The sequence below is a fragment of the Microbacterium sp. JZ101 genome, from assembly GCF_053903175.1.
The window spans coordinates 3026519-3043724 of the sequence record NZ_CP096400.1; the positions used below are offsets into that span (position 1 = coordinate 3026519).

Annotated in this window: 14 protein-coding genes; 8 read left to right on the forward strand and 6 right to left on the reverse strand. The window is 72.0% G+C overall.

Annotated elements, in window-relative coordinates; genetic code table 11:
- Positions 1–3: 3 nt before the first annotated feature.
- Genes cofE through M1D56_RS14040 form a run of 3 tightly spaced genes read left to right on the forward strand, consistent with a single transcriptional unit; the run spans position 4 to position 1861 of the window.
- The gene (gene cofE / locus M1D56_RS14030) at positions 4–768 is read left to right on the forward strand and encodes a coenzyme F420-0:L-glutamate ligase (protein ID WP_324013872.1); all 765 of its coding nucleotides are present in this window, start codon (positions 4–6) and stop codon (positions 766–768) included.
- A gap of 50 nt (positions 769–818) precedes the next feature.
- The gene (locus tag M1D56_RS14035) at positions 819–1202 is read left to right on the forward strand and encodes an ArsR/SmtB family transcription factor (RefSeq protein WP_456283917.1); all 384 of its coding nucleotides are present in this window, start codon (positions 819–821) and stop codon (positions 1200–1202) included.
- 2 nt (positions 1203–1204) lie between these two features.
- On the forward strand, positions 1205–1861 hold the full coding sequence (locus M1D56_RS14040; RefSeq protein ID WP_456283918.1) for an SRPBCC domain-containing protein: 657 nt from the start codon (positions 1205–1207) through the stop codon (positions 1859–1861).
- Here M1D56_RS14040 and M1D56_RS14045 read toward each other — a convergent pair whose 3' ends face one another.
- Positions 1862–3007 carry an alpha/beta hydrolase family protein gene (locus M1D56_RS14045; RefSeq protein WP_456283919.1) on the reverse strand — a complete coding sequence of 382 codons (1146 nt, stop codon included), beginning with the start codon at positions 3005–3007 and terminating at the stop codon, positions 1862–1864.
- A gap of 121 nt (positions 3008–3128) precedes the next feature.
- Here M1D56_RS14045 and M1D56_RS14050 point away from each other — a divergent pair, with 121 nt between their 5' ends.
- Both M1D56_RS14050 and M1D56_RS14055 read left to right on the forward strand, forming a co-directional pair.
- Positions 3129–5075: a 5'-nucleotidase C-terminal domain-containing protein gene (locus M1D56_RS14050; protein ID WP_456283920.1), complete on the forward strand. Its 1947-nt coding sequence runs from the start codon at positions 3129–3131 to the stop codon at positions 5073–5075.
- A 187-nt stretch (positions 5076–5262) separates the two neighbouring features.
- The gene (locus M1D56_RS14055; protein WP_456283921.1) at positions 5263–8838 is read left to right on the forward strand and encodes a choice-of-anchor I family protein; all 3576 of its coding nucleotides are present in this window, start codon (positions 5263–5265) and stop codon (positions 8836–8838) included.
- An 80-nt stretch (positions 8839–8918) separates the two neighbouring features.
- On the opposite strand, the gene M1D56_RS14060 is transcribed toward M1D56_RS14055, so the two are convergent.
- On the reverse strand, positions 8919–9158 hold the full coding sequence (locus M1D56_RS14060; RefSeq protein ID WP_456283922.1) for a hypothetical protein: 240 nt from the start codon (positions 9156–9158) through the stop codon (positions 8919–8921).
- 292 nt (positions 9159–9450) lie between these two features.
- Between M1D56_RS14060 and M1D56_RS14065 the strand changes: the two genes are divergently transcribed.
- Complete coding sequence (locus M1D56_RS14065) at positions 9451–10548, forward strand: NAD(P)-binding domain-containing protein (RefSeq protein ID WP_456283923.1); 1098 nt, start codon at positions 9451–9453, stop codon at positions 10546–10548.
- Positions 10549–10679: 131 nt separating this feature from the next.
- A complete protein-coding gene (locus tag M1D56_RS14070) occupies positions 10680–11957 on the forward strand; it encodes an ATP-binding protein (RefSeq protein WP_271174338.1) in 1278 nt (425 codons plus the stop codon).
- A gap of 96 nt (positions 11958–12053) precedes the next feature.
- Here M1D56_RS14070 and M1D56_RS14075 read toward each other — a convergent pair whose 3' ends face one another.
- From M1D56_RS14075 to rlmN, 3 genes are all read right to left on the reverse strand, one after another.
- Positions 12054–12968: a cytochrome b/b6 domain-containing protein gene (locus M1D56_RS14075; protein WP_456283924.1), complete on the reverse strand. Its 915-nt coding sequence runs from the start codon at positions 12966–12968 to the stop codon at positions 12054–12056.
- 100 nt (positions 12969–13068) lie between these two features.
- On the reverse strand, positions 13069–14082 hold the full coding sequence (locus tag M1D56_RS14080; protein ID WP_324013854.1) for an aldo/keto reductase family protein: 1014 nt from the start codon (positions 14080–14082) through the stop codon (positions 13069–13071).
- Between the two features lie 127 nt (positions 14083–14209).
- A complete protein-coding gene (gene rlmN / locus M1D56_RS14085; protein WP_324013852.1) occupies positions 14210–15466 on the reverse strand; it encodes a 23S rRNA (adenine(2503)-C(2))-methyltransferase RlmN in 1257 nt (418 codons plus the stop codon).
- A 60-nt stretch (positions 15467–15526) separates the two neighbouring features.
- On the opposite strand from rlmN, the gene M1D56_RS14090 reads away from it, so the two are divergent.
- Positions 15527–16252 (forward strand): phosphotransferase, encoded by a 726-nt coding sequence (locus tag M1D56_RS14090; protein WP_456283925.1) that lies wholly within the window; start codon positions 15527–15529, stop codon positions 16250–16252.
- A 7-nt stretch (positions 16253–16259) separates the two neighbouring features.
- Here the strand turns inward: M1D56_RS14090 and M1D56_RS14095 are convergent, their stop codons facing one another.
- Complete coding sequence (locus tag M1D56_RS14095; RefSeq protein WP_456283926.1) at positions 16260–17099, reverse strand: SDR family oxidoreductase; 840 nt, start codon at positions 17097–17099, stop codon at positions 16260–16262.
- Between the last annotated feature and the right edge of the window lie 107 nt (positions 17100–17206).

The window sequence follows — 17206 nt, forward strand, 5'->3', positions numbered from 1 at the left end:
CGCGTGCTGCAGATCTGGGCGCTCGCCGGCATCGGCGAGGTCACGGCGGACGACGACCTCGCCCAGCTCATCGGCGACGCGCTCGCGGCGGCGGATGTCCCGGTGGCGGATGGCGACATCCTCGTCGTCACGAGCAAGATCGTCTCGAAGGCCGAGGGCCGGTTCGTGGTCGCCGACGACCGCGAGGACGCCATCACGCGCGAGACCGTGCGGGTCGTCGCGACGCGCACCGCGCCGTCCGGGCACACGACGCGCATCGTCGAGAACCGGCTCGGGATCGTGTCGGCGGCGGCGGGCGTCGACGCGTCGAACACACCCGAAGGCACGGTCCTCCTGCTGCCGGAGGATCCGGATGCGTCGGCGCGCGCGCTCGCGGCGGCGCTCCGGGACCGGTTCGGCGTGCGCCTCGGGGTGCTCGTCTCGGACACCCTCGGCCGAGCCTGGCGCGACGGGCAGACCGACCACGCGATCGGCGCGGGCGGCGTGCACGTCTTCGAGGATCTGCGCGGCGAGGTCGACGCGCAGGGCCGTCCGCTCGTCGTGACCCTCCCGTGCGTCGCGGACGAACTGTGCGCCGCAGCCGACCTCGTCAAGCGGAAGGCGACGGGGATGCCCGTCGCGGTCGTGCGCGGGCGCGGCGACCTCGTCGGCGACCTCGACCTGCCGGGCGCCCGGTCGATCGTGCGCACCGGGGAGCGCGACATGTTCCGACTCGGCGCCGACGAGGCGTACGCCGAGGGCTACGCCGCCGGCCGCGCCGCGCGCTGACCACTGAGTTAAGCATTGACTTATATAAGCGCCAGGTGAAGAATGGGCGCATGCACGCGCTCGATGTCCTCGGGGATCCGGTCCGCCGGCGCATCCTCGAGCTCCTGACCGACGGCGAGACCGCCGCGGGAGACCTCGGCTCGGTGATCCAGGCCGAGTTCGGCATCAGCCAGCCGGCCGTCTCCCAGCACCTTCGCGTGCTCCGCGAGCAGGGGTTCGCGACCGTGCGCGCCGAGGGCGTCCGGCGGATCTACGCGGTCGACCCGCGCGGGATGCAGGCCGCGAGCGCATGGCTCACCCCGTTCGAGCGCTTCTGGCGGGGCCCCCTCGCGGCACTCGACACCGAGCTCGCGCGCGGGCACGCGCGCCGTGCGGAGTGGCCATCCGAGCGCGAAGACGATGACCGGGAGCCTCCCGGCGACAGAGAGGAATGATCATGGTGGACATCCAGGCGCAGCTCGATGCGGTCTCGCGCGAGCTGCGGGAGGACGAGGTCGACGGGCACGCTGCGCACGTGCAGACCATCGCGCAGGAGTACCCGTCGGGCATCGACGACGTGTGGGAGGCCGTGACCTCGCCCGAGCGCATCGCCCGCTGGTTCCTCCCCGTGTCGGGAGACCTGCGGCTCGGCGGCCGGTACCAGCTCGAGGGCAACGCGGGCGGCGAGGTCCTCGCGTGCGCCGCACCGGACGGCGGCTCGGCGGGCTACCGCGTCACCTGGGAGTACGGCGGAGGCGTGACGTGGCTCGCCGTCCGCCTCAGGTCCGTCGCCGACGGCCGCACCCGGCTCGAGCTCGAGCACACGGCGCGCACGGCGGATGTGCCGCCGGGCATGTGGGAGACGTTCGGCCCCGGGGCGACCGGCGTCGGATGGGACCAGGGCCTCCTCGGCCTCGCGCTGCACCTCGGCGCGGTCGAGGGCGCGGTCTCACCCGCCGAGGCCGAGGCGTGGCAGCTGTCGGACGAGGGGCGGGCGTTCACGCGCGCCGCCGCGGACGGCTGGGCGACCGCCCACGTCGCGGCAGGGGCCGACCCGCAGGCCGCACAGGCGGCAGCCGATGCGACCTACGGCTTCTACACGGGCCAGCAGTGATCAGGCGACGTGCGCGCGCAGCCAGGCGCGCACCGTCTCGGTGAACCACTCGGGCGCGACGTTGTACTCCCAGGAGTGATCGGCCGCCGGCGCCTCCTGCACCTCGACGAGCCCGGGGTTCGCCGCCGCGAACCGCTCGGTCGAGTCGAACGGCACCGTGCGGTCGGCCCGCGAATGCACGACCAGCGTGGGCACGGCGAGGCGTCCGGGTCGCGTCCAGTCCAGCTCGTCGAGGTCGACCGGTGCGCGCATGCCCGCGAGCCGCGACAGCAGCGGATGGCCGAGCGCGGCGCACGCGATGCGCGCGGCCGCCCCGGGCAGCGGGACGCCCCCGGCCGCCGCACCCGATCGGATGGCCGCGCGCCAGTCGGTCGCGGGGCCGACGAGCACGAGGCCGGCGATCCGCTCGCGATGCGCGCTGCGCTCCGTGAGCCGCAGCGCGATCCCGCCGCCCATCGACCAGCCCACGAGCACGATCCGCTCGGCGCCCCGTTCGACCGCGAAGCCGATCGCGGCATCGACGTCGTCCGCCTCGTCGAGCCCGAGACGGCTCGCGCCTCCCGGTGCAGGGGCCGCGTCGCCGTCGCCGCGGTACGAGACGACGAGGCTCGACAGGCCCTCGGCCTCGGCGGCGGGCACGGTCCGCAGTGCGCCGTCGCGCGTCGAGCGGATGCCGTGGATGTGGACGGCCCAGGTCGCGTTCTCGGCCGGACCGAAGCGCCACGCGGGCGCGGACCCGCTCGGCGCGTCGATCAGCACGTCGACGTGCGGTCCGACATCCGAGGGGAGGGCATGCACGTCCCCCTCCCAGCTGACGCCTCCTCGACCGGGAGGGCGTCCGGAGACCTCGCGCAGCTCGCGGGTCACCGTCCGAGCGTCCTCGGTGACGACCGGGCCGACAAGGGCGTACCCGTCCTCGTACCGCAGGCCGAACACCCCGGGATGACGCGTCTTGAGCGATGCCGCGAGCACGACCATCCGCTCGTCTGCCGCGAGCACGCGCTCGTCGTCGTGCGGTCGCCAGCGGACGACCCGGCGCGCGAACGCCGCGGCGAGCGCGACGCCGAGGGCCCCGACCGCCGCTCCCCCGGCCGCGGCTCCCCCGAGCACACGGACGACGATGCGGGGGTCGCGCGGAGTTCCCATGGTGCTCGCCAGCGTATCTGTCTTCCGCGGCCTGCTCTTCCCCTCGCCCCGTCGCCGGGGCAGGATGGCGGAGTGTGCGCGACCCGCGCCATCCATCCGCTCTCTCACGACGAGGATCACGATGCCCTCTCCCTCCCTCAGACGCGCGACCGGCGCGGCCGCCATGACGGCCGCGTGCGCTCTCGCCTTCCTCCCCGGGGCGGCGAACGCCGCCGTCGAGCCCGAGACGACCGATCTCCGCGTGCTCACGATCAACGACTTCCACGGTCGGATCGAGGCGAACGGCGACGAGGTCGGCGCGGCCGTCCTGGCGGGCGCCGTCGCGCAGTTCAAGGCCGAGAACCCGAACACGATCTTCGCGTCGGCCGGCGACAACATCGGCGCCTCGACGTTCACCTCGTTCATCCAGGACGACAACCCCACGATCGACGCGCTCGTCGCATCGGGGCTCGACGTCAGCGCCGTCGGCAACCACGAGTTCGACCAGGGCTTCGCCGACCTGCGCGACCGCGTCATCCCGCGCTACGGCAGCGGCGAGTGGGCGGCGGGTGTGGACTTCGCGCTCGGCGCGAACGTCTACGCGAAGGGCACGACCGAGCCTGCGCTCAAGGAGTACGCGATCCGCGAGGTCGACGGCGTGCGCGTGGGCTTCATCGGCACCGTGACGAGCGACACCGCGACGCTCGTGAGCCCCGCCGGCATCTCCGAGCTCGACTTCGGCAGCCAGCTCGAGGCGGCCAACCTCGTCGCCGCCGAGATCGCCGACGAGACCGACGTCGTCGTGCTGCTCACGCACTCGGGCGCGGCGACCGAGGACTGCGCGGCGATCGCCGGCGAGCAGTCGGAGTACGGCGAGCTCATCCGCGAGGCGTCTCCCGAGATCGACGCCATCGTGTCGGGCCACACGCACCAGCTGTACTCGTGCGACATCGCCGACCGCCCCGTCATCTCCGCCCACCAGTACGGCACGACGCTCGGCTCGCTCGAGATCAGCGTCGACGCCGCGACGCACGAGCTCGTGTCGATCGCGGGGTCCACGGTCGACCTTGCGACGCAGGAGCTGGACGAGAACGGCGAGGAGATCGACGTCCCGCAGTTCCCCGCCGACCCCGAGGTTCAGGCGATCGTCGACGCGGCGACCGAGGAGGCGGACGTGCTCGGCCAGGAGGTGGTCGGCACGATCAGCGCCGACATCCTGCGCGGCGGCAACCCGCCGGGCGACGACCGCGGCGTCGAGTCGGCGATGGGCAACCTCGTCGCCGACATCTACCTCTGGTCGACGTCGCCCGAGTACGCGAACTACGGCGGCGAGCCTGCCGACATCGCCGTCATGAACCCCGGCGGCCTGCGCGACGACCTGCTCTACGGCGAGGACGGCACCGTGACATACGAGGAGGTCGCGGCGGTTCAGCCGTTCGGCAACACCCTCACCACGACGACGCTCACGGGCGCCCAGCTCGAGCAGCTCCTCGAGGAGCAGTGGCAGCCCGGCAACGAGCGCCCGAAGCTGCACCTCGGCATCTCGGACGGCTTCGCGTACGAGTACATCGAGGACGCGCCCGCGGGCGAGCACGTCGTGTCGATGACGTTCCAGGGCGAGCCGATCGCCGCCGAGGACGAGTTCCTCGTGACGACGAACTCGTTCGTCTCGGCGGGCGGCGACGGCTTCACCGCCTTCCTCGAGGGCACGGGCACGTCGGACACGGGTCTCATCGACCTGTCGGCGACGGTCGACTACTTCGCCGCGCACGAGGTCGTCGACCCCGCGCCGCTCGGCCGCGCCGCCGAGTACGTCGCGGAGCCGACGCCCACCCCGACCGCGACGCCGACCGCCTCGCCGACCGCGTCGCCGGAGCCGACCGAGACGCCGACGGCGTCTCCCGAGCCCACGGCGACGGCCACGCCCGAGCCGACGAGCGAGCCCTCGACGCCGCCCACGCAGAAGCCCGAGGACGAGCACCTCGCGCCGACGGGGACGGACGTCACCTGGGGCCTGGCCGCGGCCGCGGCCGGTCTCGTCGCGGCAGGCGCGCTCCTCGTCGCCCGTCGACGCCGCGAACGCGCGTAGCGATCACCCCACGGCGCCCCGCGACGATCCGTCGACGCGGGGCGCCGTGCTGTCCCCGCGGAGGGCGCGCCGACGTCGCCGACAGGCGTTCGCCATCCGTTCACGTCGGCGACACCTGCCGACGACAGGGTGGAGCACGGTGCCCGGGCATCCCGACCCGGCGCTCTCTCCGACCACGAGGACAGCGATGCCTTCTTCTCCCTTCCGTCGCGCCGTGGGCGCGGCCGCCGTCGGGGCGACCGCGTGCGCGCTCGCGATCGCGCCCGTCACCGCGGCGAGCGCAGCTCTCGTCCCCGATCCGCTCGTCCATGCCTCCGCGGACGCGCCGTTCGATCTCGTGCCCACGGGCACGTTCGAGACCGGCGTCTTCGACGAGGGCGCGTCCGAGATCGTGCAGGCCCACGGCGACCGCCTCTTCTCGATCAACGCCGCCGAGGGGTCGGTGAGCGTTCTCGACATGAGCGACCCGACCGCTCCCACCCTGCTCTACACGATCGGCGCCGAGGGCTTCGTCGCCAACTCCGTCGCGATCCGCGAGGACGGGCTCGGCGTCGTCGCGCTCGAGGTCGCCGATGACAAGACCGCGGAAGGCGCGCTGCTCTTCTTCGACGCGGATGCCGAGTCGGCGACCGTGCTCGGCACGGTGACGGTCGGCGCTCTGCCCGACATGGTGACCGTCTCACCCGACGGCGCATACGCGCTCGTGGCGAATGAGGGCGAGCCTGCCGACGACTTCTCGAGCGATCCCGAGGGCTCGGTCGGCATCGTCACGCTGCCGGAGGCCGGCACACTCGCCGCGCCCGCACAGGCGGATGTCCGGATCGCCGACTTCCACGCGTTCGAGGGCGGCGCACTCCCCGCCGACGTCCGCGTGTTCGGCCCGCGCCCCCACGGCGACGACCTTCCCGTGTCGCGCAATCTCGAGCCGGAGTACATCACCGTCTCGGGGACGACCGCCTATGCGGCACTCCAGGAGGCCAACGCGGTCGCGGTGATCGACGTGCCGACCGCGACCGTCACCGACATCTGGTCGCTCGGCTTCAAGGACTGGGGCCAGGTCGCCCTCGACCCGTCGGACCGCGATCCCGAAGACGCCCCCACGATCGACCTGCGCACGTTCGAGGGTCTGCACGGGATGTACATGCCCGACGGCATCGCGTCGTACGAGGTGGACGGCGAGACCTACCTCGTGACGGCCAACGAGGGCGATGCGCGCGAGTGGGGCGACTACGTCGAGCCCGCCCGCGTCAAGGACCTCGGCGAGGTCGACGACGAGACCGGGCTCATGACGGGCTACGGGCCCGTGTGCGAGACCGCCTTCGACGCCGCTCTGCTCGAGGACGACCAGCTCGGTCGCCTCGAGGTCACGACCGAGCTCGGCTTCGACGAGGAGCAGGGCTGCTACGACGAGCTCTACGCCTACGGCGCGCGCTCGTTCTCGATCTACACCGCCGACGGCACGCAGGTCTTCGACTCGGGCGCGCAGTTCGAGGAGATCACGGCCGAGCTGCTGCCGGAGCACTTCAACGCGGGCCACGACGACAGCGAGCTCGAGAGCCGCAGCGACGCCAAGGGCGTGGAGCCCGAGAATCTCGCCGTCGGGGAGGTGGACGGCCGCACCTACGCCTTCATCGGCTTCGAGCGCCTCGGCGGCGTCATCGCGTACGACATCTCCGACCCCGCGTCCCCCGCGTACGTGACCTACGTGAACAACCGCGACTTCTCGGTGTCGGCCGCGGACGACATCGAGGCCGCTCCCGAGCGCCAGGCCGAGATCCTCTCGCAGGCCGGCGACCTCGGACCCGAGGGCCTCGACTTCATCCCCGCGAGCGCGTCGCCCACCGGCAAGCCCCTGCTCGCCGTCGGGAACGAGGTGTCCGGGTCGACCACCCTCTACACCCTCGACGACCGCACGACCGAGGGGCGGATCCTCACGATCAACGACTTCCACGGTCGGATCGAGGCGAACGGCGACGAGGCGGGCGCCGCGGTGCTCGCAGGCGCTGTCGCGCAGTTCACGGCCGAGAACCCGAACACGATCTTCGCGTCGGCCGGCGACAACATCGGCGCCTCGACGTTCACGTCGTTCATCCAGGACGACAACCCCACGATCGACGCGCTCGTCGCATCGGCGCTCGACGTCAGCGCCGTCGGCAACCACGAGTTCGACCAGGGCTTCGCCGACCTGCGCGACCGCGTCATCCCGCGCTACGGCAGTGCCGACCTCGCGCTCGGCGCGAACGTGTACCTCAAGGGCACGGACACCCCCGCGCTCGAGGAGTACGCCGTGCGCGAGGTCGGCGGCGTCCGCGTCGCCTTCATCGGCACGGTCACGAGCGACACCGCGACACTCGTGAGCCCCGCCGGCATCTCGGAGATCGAGTTCGGCAGTCAGCTCGAGGCCGCCAACCGCGTGGCCGCGGAGATCACGGCGGATGGCGCCGCGGACGTCATCGTCCTGCTCACGCACTCGGGTGCCGCATCGGAGGACTGCACTTCGGTCGCCGATGAGCAGTCGGAGTACGGCGAGCTCATCCGCGAGGCGTCTCCCGAGATCGACGCCATCGTGTCTGGTCACACGCACCAGCTGTACTCGTGCGACATCGCCGACCGCCCCGTGATCTCGGCGCACCAGTACGGCACGACGCTCGGCGCCCTCGACTTCCAGGTGGACGATGCGACGGGCGAGCTGCTCTCGATCGCCGGCTCCACCGTCGACCTCGTCGCCCAGGAGACCGACGAGCTGGGCGAGGAGATCGACGTCCCGCTCTTCCCGGCCGACCCCGAGGTGCAGGCGATCGTCGACGCCGCGGCGGCCGAGGCGGATGTGCTCGGGCAGGAGGTCGTCGGGCGCATCAGCGCCGACATCCTCCGCGGCGGCACCCCGCCCGGCGACGACCGCGGCGTCGAGTCGACGATGGGCAACCTCGTGGCGGACATCTACCGGTGGGCGACGTCCGCGGAGTACGCGAACTACGGCGGCCGACCCGCCGACATCGCGATCATGAACCCGGGTGGTCTGCGCGACGACCTGCTCTACGGCGAGGACGGCACCGTGACGTACGAAGAGGCCGCGGCCGTCCAGCCGTTCGGCAACACGCTCGTCACCACGACGCTCACCGGCGCGCAGCTTGAGCAGATCCTCGAGGAGCAGTGGCAGCCCGGCAACGAGCGCCCGAAGCTGCACCTCGGCATCTCGGACGGCTTCGCGTACGAGTACATCGAAGACGCTGCGGCCGGAGAGCACATCGTCGAGATGACGTTCGAGGGAGCCCCGATCGCCCCCGAGGACGAGTTCCTCGTGACGACGAACTCGTTCATCGCGTCGGGCGGCGACGGATTCACGACCTTCGCAGAAGGCGTCGGAACGGCGGACACGGGCCTCATCGACCTGTCGGCGACGGTCGACTACTTCGCCGCGCACGAGGTCGTCGACCCCGCGCCGCTCGGCCGCGCCGCCGAGCACGTCCCGGGTGAGACCCCCGCTCCCGAGGCACCCGAGGAGACGCCGTCACCGGAGTCGCCCGCGCCGGAGAGCCCCGCGCCGGAGGAGCCGCAGGGCGAGTCGCCCGCGCCGGAGTCGCCTGCGCCGCAGGAGCCCGCGCCCGAGTCGCCTGCGCCGCAGGAGCCCGGGGCCGAGCAGAAGCCGCAGGGCGAGCTCGCTCCGACGGGTGGCGACATGGCCGTCGTGGGCGGCATCGCGGCAGCCGTGCTCATCGCCGTCGGCGCGCTGCTGTTCGTCGTGCGACGCCGTCGCGTCTGACGCGACCGGATCCCAGACGGGGTCGGGTCTCTCCGGAGATCCGACCCTGTTCGGCATCCTGCGCGCTCGCGGCGCCGGGGTCATCCCTCGGAGTCGGAGGATCCCCGGCCGAAGATCCCCCATGCGAGCAGGGCCGCACCACCGGTCAGCACGAGAAGCGACGCTCCGTGCGTGATCCAGCCGAGCGCCGAGTCCATTCCGAGCACGCTCTCGAGGCCTTCCAGCTTCCGGACCACCATCCACGCGAGGAAGACGATCACGAGCAGCGCGCCCGCGGCTGTCGAGAGCCCGCGTCGGAGGTTGCGCCGCGATCCGTTCAAGGCCCATCCCCTTCGCCGTACGGAGCGCCCTGGTGCGCCAGGGTCCGTGCCACCGTACCCGCCCCGGGCCGTCGCCGTCAGTCGGCCATTCGGCGGACATCCGAGGGCAACATCCCGTGACCACGAGCCGCAGCGGCGGCCACTTCCGTGCGCGGACGATGTCGTCTCACCGAACCGACCCGGAAGATCGAGCGATTCCGTGTCTCCTCGACGGGACGACATCGTCGGACGAGATCAGCACCTCCATGCAGACGCATGGAATAGTCGGCACGCCGCCCGCGTTGCGCCGGATATGACTCCGCAGCCCGTCGACGTCGTCGTCATCGGCGCCGGGCAGGCCGGACTCTCCGCGGCCTTCCACCTCCGCCGTCGCGGATTCGCGCCCGTTGACGAGGGCGGCGAGCGCACCTTCGTCGTGCTCGACGCGAACGCCGCACCGGGTGGCGCGTGGCAGCATCGCTGGGCCTCGCTGCGCATGGGCACGGTCAACGGCATCCACGAGCTCCCCGGCCATCCTGTGCCTCAGGCGGATCCGGCGAGCGCGAGCCGCGACGTCCTCCCCGCGTACTTCGCGGAGTACGAGCGGATGTTCGACCTGCGCGTGCACCGTCCGGTCGCCGTGCGCGCGGTGCGGCGCGAGGACGACCACCCCGATGGCCGCCTGCGTGTCGAGACGGATCGCGGCGCCTGGTCGGCGCGCTTCGTCGTCAACGCCACGGGAACGTGGACGAGCCCCTTCGTCCCGCGCTACCCGGGCCAGGAGCGCTTCCTCGGACGCCAGCTCCACGTCGCGGACTACGTCTCCGCCGACGAGTTCGCCGGGCAGCGCGTGATCGTGGTCGGCGCGGGCATCTCGGCCGTCCAGCTGCTCGACGAGATCTCGCGCGTTGCCGACACCGTGTGGATGACCCGGCGCGAGCCGCGATGGATCGACGACGACTTCGACGAGGCGGCTCGCATCGCGGCGATCGCCGGTGTCGAGGAGCGCGTGAGCCGCGGGCTCCCTCCCGGCAGTGTCATCTCGGTGACGGGCATGCACTGGACGCCCTGGGCGCGGGCCGCCCGCGACCGCGGAGTGCTCGTGCGCCATCCGATGTTCGCGCGGATCGAGGAGGACGGGGTGCGGATGGCCGACGGCACGTTCGTCGCCGCCGACGCGATCCTCTGGGCCACCGGATTCCGGCCCGCGCTGCGTCACCTCGCGCCCCTGGGCCTGCGGACACCCGAGGGCGGCATCCGCGCGTCGCACGGCCGTGCCCTCGACGAGCCGCGGCTCTTCCTCATCGGGTACGGACCGTCCGCGTCCACGGTCGGCGCTAATCGCGCCGGGCGTGCGGCCGTGAATGCGATCGTCGCTGAGCTCGACCGCGCGGGCGCGCAGGCGGCGTGATCGACCCGCCACCGCCATCCGCTACGCTGTCCGTTACCGTCCCGCACCCGGGACCGCGATGACGCGGCACGACCCCTGCCGGCACCTCTCCGCCGCTCCCCCGAGAGCGACCGCTGCCGCCAGGAGGCATCATGAGCCGTACCCGCATCCGCGACTTCCACGACGACGATCTCGACGGGATCGTCCGACTGTGGGAGGACTCCCACGACGATGACGCACCCGTCTACGCACTGTCGGAGGTCATCGCGTCGTGCCAGGCCGACCACGCGGTCGTCGCCGTGCGCGACGACGAGATCGTCGGCGCCGCCGTCGGCCGTGCCGCGCACGCGCAGGGCTGGGTGGTGTTCTTCGCGGTGGCGCCGCACGAGCGCACCGACCGCGTCGAGGCAGGGCTCCTCGACGCGCTGGAGCGGCGGATGGCTCCGCTCGGCCTCGGCAAGCTGTCGATCCTCGTCGCGGATCGGGCGGGAGCGATCGACGGCCTCACCGCGAACGGGTTCGAGGCGCGCACGCAGCTGCGGTACCTCGAGCGCCAGATGCCCGTGCAGCGCCGTGAGCTCGACCTCCTGAAGGGCGTCGGTGGGCGCATCCTCCCCCGCCACCTGTGGGATGCCGTGAGCGGCATGCAGCTCGAGAAGGACCTGCTCGAGGAACGGCTCGTCGTGCCGCTGTCGCGGCCCGACCTCGCCGATCGGTTCGGGGTCGTGCCGCCGCGCGCGGTCATGCTGTTCGGACCTCCCGGCACGGGCAAGACGACCTTCGCGAAGGCGGTGGCCTCGCGCCTCGACTGGCCGTTCGTCGAGCTGTTCCCCTCGCGCCTGTCGGGTGAGCCGGGCGGGCTCGCCGCGGCCCTGCGCGCGACGTTCGAGATGATCGGCGAGCTCGAGCACGCGGTCGTGTTCATCGACGAGGTCGAGGAGATCGCGGCACGGCGTGGAGGCGAGCCGCCGTCGCCCATGCAGGGCGTGACGAACGAGCTGCTGAAGCTCGTGGCGGAGTTCCGCGAGCGCGAAGGGCGTCTGCTCGTGTGCGCGACGAACTTCGTGCGCGCCCTCGACGCGGCTTTCCTGCGACATGGGCGGTTCGACTACGTGATCCCGATCGGGCTCCCCGACGAGGAAGCCCGTCGGGCGATCTGGCGCCGCTACGTGCCGTCGCAGCTCGTCGACGGACTCGATCTCGACGCGCTCGTCGACGCGAGCGACGGCCTCACGCCGGCCGACATCGAGTACGCCGCCCGACGCGCGTCGCAGGAGGCGCTGGCCCGTGCCCTGCGCGACGGCGAGACGGGAGAAGCGGATCTCGGCACCGACGACTACCTCGCGGCGCTCGGCGCGACCAGGGCGACGGTGTCGGAGGAGACGGCACGGGAGTTCCGCGACGACGTGCAGACCATCGCGCGGCTGTGACGGCGCGGCCCCGGCCGCCGAGACTAGCGTCCGTCGTCGAGGCCGGTGCCCGGAGCGCCGGTCTCGACGACGGACGCTAGTCTCAGGCAGCCGCGGCTACTTGCGCAGGCGCACGTCGCCGAAGCGCCGGGCGAACGCCGCGATCCACGCGTCGTTGCGGATGGCGAACCAGCCGACCACGAGGGCCACGACCGAGAGCACGAAGATCCCGAAGCCGAGCCATCCGTCGCCGTCGTTGCCGGCGTACATCGTGTTGAGGTTGCGCACGATGCCCGTCGTCAGCACGAGCCCCACGTGCACGACGACGAACGCCACGAAGAACAGCATCGTCGGCCAGTGCAGGGCCTTCGCGATGCGCTCGGGGAAGAGCGCGCTCAGTCGCTCGCTCTGGCGCGGCCAGAAGGCGCTCAGGCGGAACCCCGTGATCGCCGCGAGCGGAGCGGCGAGGAAGACGATCGCGAAGTAGCTCAGCTGCTGCAGCGCGTTGTAGTTCGTCCAGCCGTCGTGCGTCGGCCAATCGAAGGACGCGTACTGGATGAGCGCCGACAGCGCGTTCGGGACCACCTCCCAGCTCGTCGGCACGATGCGTGCCCAGTGACCCGACGCGAACAGGAGCACGACGAAGACGACGCCGTTGACGAGCCACAGCACGTCGACCGCGATGTGGCCCCACAGCGCGAGACTCATCCGGCGCTTCTTCACGCGCTTCGACGACCACAGCCCTCCGGCCACCTTCTCGTTCCGCACACGCAGCCCCGACCGGATGATGAGCACCAGGAAGAACGCGTTGAGGAAGTGCGTCCACGAGACCCACGCGGGGATGCCCGGGGTGACGAAGTCGGGGAGCGTCGAGTCGCCGGGGTACGCGCGCAGGAACTCCGCGACGGGCTCCAGGCTGGCGACGACGCGCACCGCGGCGACACCCGCGGCGGCGAGGACGAGGAGACCGGCGGCGCCCAGCAGATACGCGAGCGCACGCGGCCATGGCGTGCGGGGGCGGGGGGACGTCACGAGAAGATCATGCCAATCGCGGCACCTCATCCGGAAACCGGATGAAACACAACGCACACGGAGGGCTCGCGGCCGTTCGGCCGCGAGCCCTCCGTGTCGTTCAGACCAGTCGGGTCTTCGGCGAGACGCCGTACGTGTCCTCGGGGTCGTCGTTCACGACGCCCTCGAGCGCCGCGTCGATCGCTGCCAGGACTCCGGGCTCGAGGACGACGCCCGACGCCTTGACCGTGTCGGCGAGCTGCTCGGGGCGCGAGGCGCCGACGAGGGCGGCCGCCACGTTCTTGTTCTGCAGCACCCACGCGATCGCGAGCTGTGGCATCGTGAGGCCGAGGTCCGACGCGATGGGCTTGAGCTTCTGCACGGCGGTGAGCGTCTCCTCGGTGAGGAAGCGCTGGATGAATCCGGCGCCGCTCTTCTCGTCGGTTGCGCGGCTGCCGGCCGGCACGGGCTGGCCCGGCAGGTACTTGCCGCTCAGGACACCCTGCGCCATGGGCGACCAGACGATCTGCGAGATGCCGAGCTCCTCGCTCGCGGGGACGACCTTGCCCTCGATGACGCGGTGCAGCATCGAGTACTGGGGCTGGTTCGACACGAGCTGGAAGCCGAGCTGCTTCGCGAGCGCGTGGCCCTCACGCAGCTGCTCCGCCGTCCACTCCGAGACGCCGATGTACAGCGCCTTGCCCTGGCGGACGACGTCGGCGAACGCCTGCATCGTCTCCTCGAGGGGCGTCTCGTAGTCATAGCGGTGCGCCTGGAAGAGGTCGACGTAGTCGACGTTCAGGCGGCGCAGCGATCCGTGGATGCCGTCGAAGATGTGCTTGCGGCTGAGCCCGGTGTCGTTCGGCCCCTTCGGACCGATCGGGAAGTAGACCTTCGTGAAGATCTCGAGGCTCTCGCGACGCTGCCCCTTGAGGGCCTCCGCGAGCACCTCCTCGGCCGCGGTGTTGGCGTACGTGTCCGCGGTGTCGAACGTCGTGATGCCGGCGTCGAGGGCGGCGTGCACCGTCGCGATCGCCGCGTCGTTCTCGACCTGGGAGGCGTGCGTCACCCAGTTGCCGTAGGTGATCTCGGAGACCTTGAAACCGCTGTTGCCGAGGTAGCGATAGTTGACCATGCCTTCACGCTAGCCGCCCCTGATGGCACCTCGGCGCGAAATCCGGAAACCGCTTGCTTCGACTCAGCCCGCGGCTGCCGCAGCCGCCTGATCGTCCTCCGTGGCGGTTTCGTCTCGCTTCGCTCGCTCAACCCGCGGCGACGGGCGAGCCGCTTCGCGGCTCAGGATCATCCGCCGCGAGCTGACCGCAGGCGCCGTCGATCTCCTTGCCCCGGGTGTCGCGGATGGTCGTCGGCACGCCCGCATCGTTGAGGCGGCGGACGAACTCCATCTGCACCGAGCGCTCCGACGCGTCCCACACCGAACCCGGCGTCGGGTTCAACGGGATGGGGTTCACGTGCACCCAGCCCTTGCCGCGCGCGTTGAGCTTCTCGGCGAGGAGGTCGGCACGCCACGCGTGGTCGTTCATGTCGCGGATGAGGGCGTACTCGATCGAGACGCGGCGTCCGGTCGCGTCGAAGTATGCGCGCGCGGCATCGAGCGCCTCATCGACCTTCCAGCGCGAGTTGACGGGGATGAGCTCGTCGCGCAGCTCGTCGTCGGGCGCGTGCAGCGACAGCGCGAACGTGACGGGGATGTCCTCGGCCGCGAGCTTGCGGATGGCCGGGACCAGCCCCACGGTCGACACCGTGATGCCGCGGGCGCTCATGCCGAGGCCCTCCTTCTTGTCGACCATGACCCGCACCGCCTGCATGACGCGGGCGTAGTTCGCGAGCGGCTCGCCCATCCCCATGAAGACGATGTTCGAGACGCGCTCGGCGCTGTGATCGTCGGCCTTCTTGCCGCCCAGCTCGCCCGACGCGATGACCTGGTTCGCGCGCACGATCTGGTCGACGATCTCGGCCGCCGACATGTTGCGCGTGAGACCCGCCTGCCCCGTCGCGCAGAACGGGCAGTTCATGCCGCAGCCGGCCTGCGACGACACGCACAGCGTGATGCGCCCGGGGTAGCGCATGAGCACCGACTCGACGAGCGCTCCGTCGTGCAGCCTCCAGAGGAACTTGATCGTGTCGCCGCCGTCGGTCTGCAGGCGGCGCACCTCGGTCAGCAGCGGGGGCAGGAGCCCCGCGACGAGCTCCTCGCGCCCTTCCGCGGGGAGGTCCGTCATCGCGGCGGGGTCGCTCGTGTAGTGCGTGAAGTAGTGCTTCGCGAGCTGCTTCGCCCGGAAGCCGGGGAGGCCGAGCTCCTTGACCTTGGCGACGCGCTCCTCGGGCGTGAGGTCGGCGAGGTGCACGGGCGGCTTGCCCCGCTTCGGGCTCGCGAACTGCAGGAGCGGGCGCCCGCTCTCGTCCTTCTGCTGCTGCCACCCCTCCGTGCGCGGGCGCACCTGCCGCACGCCGGTGCTCGTCGGGCGTGTCGTCGTGCTCTCGGGGCGCTCGGTCATTCCTCCAGGGTAGAGCCCCGCCCTGCGAAGCCGCTGGTTCCGGCAGGGCAGGATGGCTGCATGAGCATCCCCGTCGACGACATCGCCGTACCGGACCGCGTGCGCGCCCTCGCGGGGCCCGCGCGGCTCGAGCCCGCCTGGCGGAACGAGCTCGGCGGTCTCACCTTCCGCACCGACGACGGGCGGTACATCAAGTGGGGCCCGCTCGACCTCGAGACGTCGATGGCGGCAGAGGCCGAGCGCCTCGCGTGGGCGGTGCGATGGGCTCGGGTTCCCGAGGTGATCGCGCACGGGTCGGATGGCGCGCACGAGTGGATGGTGACGCGCGCGCTCCCGGGGCGCAGCGCGGTCGCACCGCGGTGGCTCGCCGACCCCGCGACGGCCGTGCGCGCCGTGGGCGAGGGCCTGCGTGCGCTGCACGAGGCGCTCCCCGTCGCCGAGTGCCCCTGGTCGTGGCAGGTGCCCGACCGTGTGTCCAACGCCGCGCGCCGCGGCATCCGCGTGCCCGACGCCCTCCAGGCCGCGCCGCCCGTCGACCGGCTCGTCGTCTGCCACGGAGACGCCTGCTGCCCGAACACCCTCGTGGACGACGCGGGCCAGTGGGCGGGTCACGTGGATTTCGGCGCGCTCGGCGTCGCCGACCGCTGGGCCGATATCGCGGTGGCCGCCATGAGCACCGAGTGGAACTACGGCCCCGGTTGGGAGGACGCTCTCGTCGAGTCCTACGGCGTCGCGCCCGACCGCGAGCGGATGGCGTACTACCGCGATCTGTGGAACGCCACGTGAGCCACGGCTAGAGGAAGACGTCGGGGATGAGGTCCTCGTCGGGCGTCCCGGGCACGGCCGCGTAGCCCGAGAGGTCGGTCACGCCGGCGTCGGCGAGCACGTCCTCGACGATGAGCGTCTGGCCCGAGTACGCGCGCGCCTGCTGGGTGAGCACGACGTGCGCGGCGTCGGCGTAGATCTCCGGCGTCCGGCTGCGCGCCATCATCGCGTCGCCGCCGATGACGTTGCGCACCGCCGCGGTCGCGATGAGCGTCTTCGGCCAGAGCGCGTTCGCGGCGATCCCCGCGTCCGCGAACTCGGCGGCGAGCCCGAGGGTCGCCATGGTCATCCCGAACTTGGCGATGCTGTAGCCGGGATGAGCCCCGAGCCACCGCGGCGTGACGGTGAGCGGCGGCGAGAGCGACAGGATGTGCGGATTGCCGCTCTCGCGCAGGACGGGGATGGCGGCCCGGCTCAGCATGAACGTCCCTCGGACGTTGACGTCCTGCAGGAGGTCGTACTTCTTCGCCGCGAGGTCCTCCGAGCCGGAGAGGTCGATCACGCTCGCGTTGTTGACGACGGCGTCGATGCCCCCGAACGTCCCGACGGTCTCCATGACGGCCTGCGCGATCGCGTCGTCGTCGCGGACGTCGCCGACGATCGCGAGGGCCTGCCCGCCCGCGGCGCGGATGGCATCCGCCGCCGTGTGCACCGTGCCCTCGAGCCGCGGGTGCGGGCTGTCGGTCTTCGCCAGCAGCGCGACGTTGGCCCCGTCACGCGCGGCGCGCAGCGCGATCGCGAGTCCGATGCCGCGGCTCCCACCCGACATGAGGATCGTCCGCCCTGCGAGGGAACCGTCCTGGATCATCCGCTCTCCTTCGAACGTGCACGTGGCGCGCGGGCGCGCGCGGATCCATCCTGCCCCGGCGCGGCACCGACGGGCGAAGGCGTTATCGGATGCGCACAACGCGGCCG

What these genes read in the sequence shown, in the direction of transcription:
- M1D56_RS14090 (WP_456283925.1), top strand. Translation starts at nt 15,527, where the DNA reads ATGAGCATCCCCGTCGACGACATCGCCGTACCGGACCGCGTGCGCGCC.
- rlmN (WP_324013852.1), bottom strand. Translation starts at nt 15,466, where the DNA reads ATGACCGAGCGCCCCGAGAGCACGACGACACGCCCGACGAGCACCGGC.
- M1D56_RS14095 (WP_456283926.1), bottom strand. Translation starts at nt 17,099, where the DNA reads ATGATCCAGGACGGTTCCCTCGCAGGGCGGACGATCCTCATGTCGGGT.
- M1D56_RS14045 (WP_456283919.1), bottom strand. Translation starts at nt 3,007, where the DNA reads ATGGGAACTCCGCGCGACCCCCGCATCGTCGTCCGTGTGCTCGGGGGA.
- M1D56_RS14070 (WP_271174338.1), top strand. Translation starts at nt 10,680, where the DNA reads ATGAGCCGTACCCGCATCCGCGACTTCCACGACGACGATCTCGACGGG.
- M1D56_RS14065 (WP_456283923.1), top strand. Translation starts at nt 9,451, where the DNA reads ATGACTCCGCAGCCCGTCGACGTCGTCGTCATCGGCGCCGGGCAGGCC.
- M1D56_RS14040 (WP_456283918.1), top strand. Translation starts at nt 1,205, where the DNA reads ATGGTGGACATCCAGGCGCAGCTCGATGCGGTCTCGCGCGAGCTGCGG.
- M1D56_RS14055 (WP_456283921.1), top strand. Translation starts at nt 5,263, where the DNA reads ATGCCTTCTTCTCCCTTCCGTCGCGCCGTGGGCGCGGCCGCCGTCGGG.
- M1D56_RS14050 (WP_456283920.1), top strand. Translation starts at nt 3,129, where the DNA reads ATGCCCTCTCCCTCCCTCAGACGCGCGACCGGCGCGGCCGCCATGACG.
- M1D56_RS14080 (WP_324013854.1), bottom strand. Translation starts at nt 14,082, where the DNA reads ATGGTCAACTATCGCTACCTCGGCAACAGCGGTTTCAAGGTCTCCGAG.
- M1D56_RS14035 (WP_456283917.1), top strand. Translation starts at nt 819, where the DNA reads ATGCACGCGCTCGATGTCCTCGGGGATCCGGTCCGCCGGCGCATCCTC.